This is a genomic window from uncultured Thiodictyon sp., assembly GCA_903837595.1.
Lineage (GTDB): Bacteria > Pseudomonadota > Gammaproteobacteria > Chromatiales > Chromatiaceae > Thiodictyon.
Genome location: CAILVI010000329.1, coordinates 25,227 through 32,174 on the forward strand (window position 1 = coordinate 25,227; position 6,948 = coordinate 32,174).

Genomic DNA, 6,948 nt, shown 5'->3' on the forward strand with positions numbered 1-6,948 from the left:
ATTACCCAGTGGTTTCAATGTCGGGCGGGGCTTTGGGCTTTTCCGGAAGCGTCGCAAGTTGTGTCTATGTCGGGGAGTTACGGAAGTCGCGAGAGATCGGGGCCGAAGACGCGCGCCCCCTGGTCAGCGATTCGGCGCGGGCGAAGGCGGACGCTGAGGGCAAGGCGGCGGTAGCGGCTCGGGCGAGGACGGAGGCAGAGGCCAAGGCAAGGGCGGAGGCAGCGGCCCAGGCCGAGGCGGCGCGACCACAGGCAATAGACAGCATCGCGACCACCATGGTTGAGGTCCCGGCCGGCAGTTTCCAGATGGGGTGCAGCGCCGGTGACAGCCAATGCGACAGCCAGGAGAAACCGGCGCACCAAGTCACCATCGGTCCTTTTCGCATAGGAAAGTACGAGGTGACCCAGGCCCAATGGGAGGTCGTGATGGGCGAGAACCCGTCGCACTTCAAGGGTCCGCCGGACCGCCCGGTGGAGAACGTCTCCTGGAACGACGTGCAATAATTCCTCAAGCGCCTAAACAGCATATGGACCGGTAAGCCCTACCGACTGCCGACCGAGGCGGAATGGGAATATGCCACCCGCGCCGGAACCACCACGCCCTATTGGTGGGGCAAAGAGATCGGCAGGGGTAACGCGAACTGTGACCGGTGCGGCAGTCAATGGGGCAACGAAGAAACAACCCCGGTTGGCTCATTCAAGCCTAACGCCTTCGGGCTCTACGATACGGCGGGGAATGTCTTGGAGTGGGTGCAGGATTGCTGGCACGGCGGCTACATAGGTGCCCCGGCCGACGGTTCTGAATGGCAAGACAATTGTAAACCGGACGGTCGCATATTCCGCGGCGGCTCCTGGTTCAACTACGCATTAAACGCGCGTGGGTCGCACCGCTACGCGACGGCCGCCGACTTCCGCCACGGGTCCGTCGGCCTGCGCCTAGCCCAGGACCTTTGACCTGTTGACTCTATGACGCAGACCCTTCTTCACCCCTACTCGCAGGTCCCACGATACCGAGTTGGGCATTCACCCCATCCCCACTGGCTCGCCGCCCCCACGGTCAGGCGCGCGTCGCGAGCCAGCGTCACCAAGCGCAGAGACGGTGACAATGGTCCATCATTCCGGCAGGACGCAGGGATCCAGCCGGTCCCGGTCGCCGGTCTAGCTGCTCACCGGCTGCGCTCCGAAAAGGCATATAACCCACTCATCCAAAATGGTAAACCGCAATGCTTGAAGTCACTGTCGGCGAGTTGCGTCGGCACTTGCCCGAGTACTTGGGGCGAGCCGAGTCCGGGGATGAGTTCCTCGTCACGCGTCGCGGGCGGGTCGTCGCGCGGCTGACCGCCGCGCCGGACGCGCGGGCGGCGGCGAAGGAACGTCTGGCGGCCTTGCGCACCCGCGCCCGGGTCGGTGATGTTGTGACATCCATCGACGCGACTTGGAACGCGGCCGAATGATCCTGCTGGATACCTGCATCCTAATTTTCGACGCCCTGACGCCGGAGCGACTGAGTCCCCTGGCGCGGCAGGCGTTGGACCGCGGCGAGGCGCAGCGCTCCCTGGCCTGCGCGGATATCACCCTGTGGGAGATCGCCATGTTGGTCGGCAAGGGGCGTCTCGATCCGGGCACGGACAGTGCCACCTTCTGCCGCCTGGCACTCGATGCCCGCGCCGTGGCGGTGCTGCCGATCACCCCGGAGATCGCCCGGGCCTCGATCGAGATCGATCTGCCGCAGGGCGATCCCGCCGATCGCCTGATCGCCGCGACTGCTAACGCCTATGGGGCCATACTGGTGACCATCAATGAGAAGCTGCGTGAGAGCGCCGCGGTCGCAACGCTCTGGTAATCGCTGTGCGGAACCCCAAACGGCTGGCGATGCCCTGCGGCCGGCGCTAGACTCAACTGCATCCTTCACCCGGTTTCGCGCCAGACACCATGCCCCCACCCCTCAAGAAACTCCCGGTCGGCATCCAGACCTTCAGCGAGATCATCAATGAGGGTTATACCTATGTCGACAAGACGGCGCACGCGCTGGCCCTGGCGACCACGGGCAAGTATTGGTTCCTGTCGCGCCCGCGGCGCTTCGGCAAGAGCCTGTTTCTGGATACGCTCAAGGAGCTGTTCGAGGGAGCCGAGCCGCTGTTTCGTGGGCTCGACTGCCATTCGCACTGGGACTGGTCGCGCCGCCACCCGGTGATCCGGCTCGACTTTGCCGGCGGGGTGGTGCAGAGCGCCGAGCGGCTCGATGAGTCGATCCACGAACTGCTGGTCTTCAATCAGCGCCGGCTTGGCATCCACTGCGAGGCCACCAGCATCCCCGGCCGCTTTGCCGAGTTGATCATCCGCGCCCATGAGGCCAGCGGCCAGCGCGTGGTGATCCTGGTGGATGAATACGACAAGCCGATCCTCGACAGCATCGAACATCCGCAGCGTACCGGGGCGCTGCGCGAGGGGCTGAAGAATCTCTACTCGACTATGAAGGCGCAGGATGCCCATATCCAGTTCGTCTTCATGACCGGGGTGACCAAGTTCAGCAAGGTGAGCCTGTTCTCGGGGCTGAATCAGCTCAATGACCTGACGCTTGATGCGCGTTTTGCCACCCTTTGCGGCTATACCCAGGCGGACCTGGAGACCACCTTTGGGCGGCATCTGGCCGGGGTCGATTGGGCTAAGCTCAAACGCTGGTACAATGGCTATAACTTTCTCGGCGAGCCGGTCTATAACCCCTTCGACATCCTGCTGTTCATCGACAAGGGCCAGCTGTACCGCAATTACTGGTTCGAGACCGGCAGCCCGAGCTTTCTGATCAAGCTGTTGCAACAACGCCGCACCTTCCTGCCCGAACTGGAAGGGATCGAGGCCAGCGAGGAGATCCTGGACTCGTTCGACATCGAGCACATCGACCCGGTGACGCTGCTCTTTCAGACGGGCTATCTGACGATCGTCGACACCCGCCGGCGACGCTCGCGCCTGATCTATCGACTGCGACAGCCGAACCAGGAGGTGAAGATGGCCTTGGCCGATCACCTCATCGACGGCTATCTAGGGACCCTGCCGGGCGAGCGCGATGCACGGCAGGACGCACTCTATGATTGCCTCAGCCAGGGTAATGTCGAGGGGCTGATCAGCGCGATCCGCCGGCTCTTCGCCGGCATCCCCTGGCGCAATTTTACCGGCAATACCCTGCCCGAGGCGGAGGGCTATTATGCCAGTGTGCTCTATGCCTTCTTTGCCAGCCTCAACGCCGAGATCATCCCCGAGGACATCAGCAATCAGGGCCAGGTGGACCTGACCATCAAGCTGGCCGATTACATCTATGTGATCGAGATCAAGCTCAGACGCAGCCTCGCGCCGCCACCGGATGAACCGGCACCGGGCGACCCGACCAAGACCGCCGCCGCCAACCCCGTCCTGGCGCAGATCCGCGCCCGTGGCTATAGCGCCAAGTATCGCGGCCTGCCGAGCCAGGGCCTGTTCGAGGTCGGGCTGGTGTTCGACAGTCAGGCACACAATCTGGTTCAGGCCGATTGGTGCGCGGTCAGCTGACCTTGAATATCACCGCGTCAAGGAGCGCGCCCGGGTCGTCGTCGAGGTCCTGTCGGAGTCCACCGAGTTGGCGCATTCGACAGCGCGGACGTCCACCGCCTGAAGGCTCGACCTCCAGTTGCCGCCGCCCCCCACTGAAGGCCGACGCTTCAGCGGGTGGCTGGTGCGCCGAGCCGCCGCGGGCGCATCAGACGACAGCAACTCAAAGTATCATCGTCGCAAACACCACCCCCACCCGACGACCAATACGCTTGAAACGCTCCGACTTCCGCTTCGACCTCCCCCCCGAGCTGATCGCCCAGCGCCCGCTCACGCAGCGCTCGGCCTCGCGACTGCTGGCCCTGGACGGGGACGACTCTCCCCCGCGCGACCTGCTGTTCACCGACCTGCCGGGGCAGCTGCGCCCCGGCGACCTGCTGGTGTTCAACGACACCCGGGTGATGCGCGCCCGGCTCTTCGGCCACAAGGACACGGGCGGCGCGGTCCAGGTGCTGATCGAGCGCCTGCTGGGACCCACCGAAGCCCTGGCCCAGACGCGCGCCGCCAAGGCGCTCAAGCCCGGGCGGGTGGTCCACCTGGCAGACGGGGAGCGCCTGGAGGTGCTGGGGCGCGATGGGGACCTGTTCCGGCTGCGCGCCCTCGACAGCCCCTTCCCGGCACTCATGCAGTCGCAGGGCCACCTGCCCCTGCCCCCCTATATCGAGCGGCCGGACGACGACGCGGACGCGGAGCGCTACCAGACCGTCTTCGGCACCCGCGAGGGGGCCGTGGCCGCCCCCACCGCGGGGCTGCATTTCGACCAGGCGCTGCTGGAGCGCCTCGCCGCCCTAGGGGTGGAACGGACCGAGGTCACGCTGCATGTCGGGGCCGGCACCTTCCAGCCGGTGCGGGTGGAGGACCTGGACCAGCACCAAATGCACGCGGAGTGGCTGGAGGTGAGCGAGGGCACCTGCGCCCGTATCGCGGCCACCCGGGCGGCCGGCGGGCGGGTCGTCGCCGTCGGCACCACCAGCGTGCGCAGCCTGGAGAGCGCCGCCGCGGACGGTGAAATCCGGCCGTTCAGGGGCGACAGCCGGATCTTCATCCGCCCCGGCTACCGCTTCCGCGTGGTGGACGCCATGATCACCAACTTCCACCTGCCGCAGTCCACCCTGTTGATGCTGGTCTCAGCGTTCTGCGGTGTGGAGCGCATCCGCGCCGCCTACCGTCACGCCGTCGCCGAGCGCTACCGGTTTTTCAGCTATGGCGACGCAATGCTCTTGACCCGGCGCGATCACTGAGGATTGATCAGCCAAACAGCGACCAGACCCAGAGCCCAACGCCCCCGGCCGCGGCGATGCCGGCGACGACGAACAGCCAGCGCCGATGGGTCAGCGCGGTGACGGACGCCACTGAGATGGCGATCTGAATCAGGGTCATGGCCTGCGCCTGGCGGTGGTGCGGAGCGAGCGACGCGGCGCTCTCCTCGTTGACCCTCTCCGACGCCTTCTCCAAGGCGTCCGCCCTGGCCTTGATCTCATCCTTTTCGCGGTTGTAGCGCTGCGCCTCCGCGCGGTAGATGGCCTGCCGCTCGGGCGGCGCCAGTTCGGTGGCCATCTCCATCAGGTGGGCCTTCACGCTCTTGGCCTGATAATAGTTCCACTCGTCGGCGGCCTGGGTGCGCTTGAGCACCGCATCGTTTTTCTGGAGCATCGCCTCGCTGAGCGTGTAGGCGCTCTGGTAGCTGACGACGGCGCCCAGGGTCGAGGCCAAGGCGGTGAAGATGGCCACATACTGGGCGAGCGGGTGCGCCCGATGCCCCGGATCGTGGCCCAGATGCTCGTGGGCACCGTGGACATGGAATTCGTCGTCGGACATGACAGTTCCTTGAGAAGATTGACGCGGCAGTGAAGGCGCCGCATCTTACAGCCTCGCCCCAGCTGCCGCGCAAGAGTGCCCCACCCATGAGCCTGCCCCAGACCGATTTCAACGACGCCCGGCTGACCGCCTCCCGCGCGGACCTGGTCCGGGCACTGCGCGCCTTCCTCCCGGCGGACGCGGTGCTGGAGAGCCAGGAGCAGGTGCGGCCCTACGAGTGCGACGCCCTGGCGGTCTATCGCCAACTCCCGCTGTTGGTGGTCCTGCCGCGCACGGTCCACGAGGTGCAGCAGGTCTTGCGTCTGTGCCATGCGCGTGCGGTGCCGGTGGTGGCGCGCGGCGCCGGCACCGGGCTGTCCGGGGGTGCACTGCCGGTGGGGGACGGGGTCCTGCTCAGTCTGGCGCGCTTCACGCGCATCCTGGCACTCGACCCGGTGGCGCGCACCGCGCGGGTGGAACCCGGGGTGCGCAACCTCGCGATCACGGAGGCGGCAGCGCCCCACGGGCTCTATTACGCCCCGGACCCGTCGAGTCAGATCGCCTGCACCATCGGCGGTAACGTGGCGGAGAACGCGGGCGGGGTACACTGTCTCAAGTACGGACTCACAGTCAACAATGTGCTGGCGGTCACGCTGGTGACCATGGAGGGCGAACTGCTGCACATCGGTTCCGCAGCCCCGGACTCACCGGGCTATGACCTCTTGGCACTCACCATCGGCTCGGAGGGGATGCTGGGCGTGACGGTGGAGGTGACGGTGAAGCTGCTGCCGGTGCCGGAGCGCGCCCAGGCGCTGCTCGCCGCCTATGACGACGTGGAGCGTGCCGGCCAGGCGGTGGGCGACATCATCGCCGCCGGCATCATCCCGGCCGGGCTGGAGATGATGGACGGACCGGCGATCCAGGCGGCGGAGGCCTTCGCGCACGCCGGTTACCCGACGGATGCGGCGGCCATCCTGATCTGCGAGATCGACGGCACGGCGGACGAGGTGGCCGAGTTGGCGCAGCAGGTGCGCACCCTGCTGCTCGCCAGCGGCGCCACCTCGGTGCAGGTCTCCCAGGACGACGCGGAGCGCCTGCGCTTCTGGAAGGGGCGCAAGTCCGCCTTCCCGGCGGTCGGCCGCATCTCACCGGACTATTACTGCATGGACGGCACCATCCCCCGCCGCCACCTGCCGCAGGTCCTGCGCCGCACCGCTGAGCTGGCCGCCGAGTATGGGCTGCCGGTGGCCAATGTTTTCCACGCCGGCGACGGCAACCTGCACCCGCTGATCCTGTTCGATGCCAACCAGCCCGGCGAGTTGGAGCGCGCCGAAACCCTGGGGGGCAAGATACTGGAGCTGTGCGTCGCGGTGGGCGGTACCATCACCGGCGAACACGGGGTGGGGGTCGAGAAGATCAACCAGATGTGCATCCAGTTCAGCCCGGCGGAGCTCGAACAGTTCCGCGCCGTGAAGCGCGCCTTCGATCCGCTGGAGCTGCTGAATCCGGGCAAGGGGATACCCACCCCGCGGCACTGCTCCGAGTATCGGCAGTTGCCGCAGCACCGACC

General features: G+C 66.5%; 6 protein-coding genes and 1 pseudogene. 6 read left to right on the top strand and 1 reads right to left on the bottom strand.

Going from position 1 to position 6,948, the window contains the following annotated elements; genetic code table 11:
- Window positions 1-17 precede the first annotated feature (17 nt).
- From QZY44_RS18500 to queA, 5 genes and pseudogenes are all read left to right on the top strand, one after another.
- Window positions 18-953, top strand: a pseudogene (locus QZY44_RS18500) (formylglycine-generating enzyme family protein).
- A 269-nt stretch (window positions 954-1,222) separates the two neighbouring features.
- A complete protein-coding gene (locus tag QZY44_RS18505) occupies window positions 1,223-1,453 on the top strand; it encodes a type II toxin-antitoxin system prevent-host-death family antitoxin (protein WP_295449577.1) in 231 nt (76 codons plus the stop codon).
- The gene (locus tag QZY44_RS18510; protein WP_295449581.1) at window positions 1,450-1,842 is read left to right on the top strand and encodes a type II toxin-antitoxin system VapC family toxin; all 393 of its coding nucleotides are present in this window, start codon (window positions 1,450-1,452) and stop codon (window positions 1,840-1,842) included. Before QZY44_RS18505 ends, QZY44_RS18510 begins: the two co-directional genes overlap by 4 nt.
- A gap of 89 nt (window positions 1,843-1,931) precedes the next feature.
- The gene (locus tag QZY44_RS18515) at window positions 1,932-3,542 is read left to right on the top strand and encodes an ATP-binding protein (RefSeq protein WP_295449584.1); all 1,611 of its coding nucleotides are present in this window, start codon (window positions 1,932-1,934) and stop codon (window positions 3,540-3,542) included.
- A 251-nt stretch (window positions 3,543-3,793) separates the two neighbouring features.
- On the top strand, window positions 3,794-4,822 hold the full coding sequence (queA, locus tag QZY44_RS18520; protein ID WP_295449588.1) for a tRNA preQ1(34) S-adenosylmethionine ribosyltransferase-isomerase QueA: 1,029 nt from the start codon (window positions 3,794-3,796) through the stop codon (window positions 4,820-4,822).
- A gap of 7 nt (window positions 4,823-4,829) precedes the next feature.
- Here the strand turns inward: queA and QZY44_RS18525 are convergent, their stop codons facing one another.
- The gene (locus tag QZY44_RS18525; protein WP_295449592.1) at window positions 4,830-5,399 is read right to left on the bottom strand and encodes a DUF4337 domain-containing protein; all 570 of its coding nucleotides are present in this window, start codon (window positions 5,397-5,399) and stop codon (window positions 4,830-4,832) included.
- Between the two features lie 86 nt (window positions 5,400-5,485).
- Here QZY44_RS18525 and QZY44_RS18530 point away from each other — a divergent pair.
- Window positions 5,486-6,948 (top strand): FAD-linked oxidase C-terminal domain-containing protein (locus QZY44_RS18530; RefSeq protein ID WP_295449595.1); only part of this gene is annotated, 1,463 nt, incomplete at its 3' end.

Bases quoted from the DNA above. Each gene is read 5' to 3' on its own strand.
- QZY44_RS18510 (WP_295449581.1), top strand. From the start codon at position 1,450: ATGATCCTGCTGGATACCTGCATCCTAATTTTCGACGCCCTGACGCCG.
- QZY44_RS18525 (WP_295449592.1), bottom strand. From the start codon at position 5,399: ATGTCCGACGACGAATTCCATGTCCACGGTGCCCACGAGCATCTGGGC.
- QZY44_RS18515 (WP_295449584.1), top strand. From the start codon at position 1,932: ATGCCCCCACCCCTCAAGAAACTCCCGGTCGGCATCCAGACCTTCAGC.
- QZY44_RS18505 (WP_295449577.1), top strand. From the start codon at position 1,223: ATGCTTGAAGTCACTGTCGGCGAGTTGCGTCGGCACTTGCCCGAGTAC.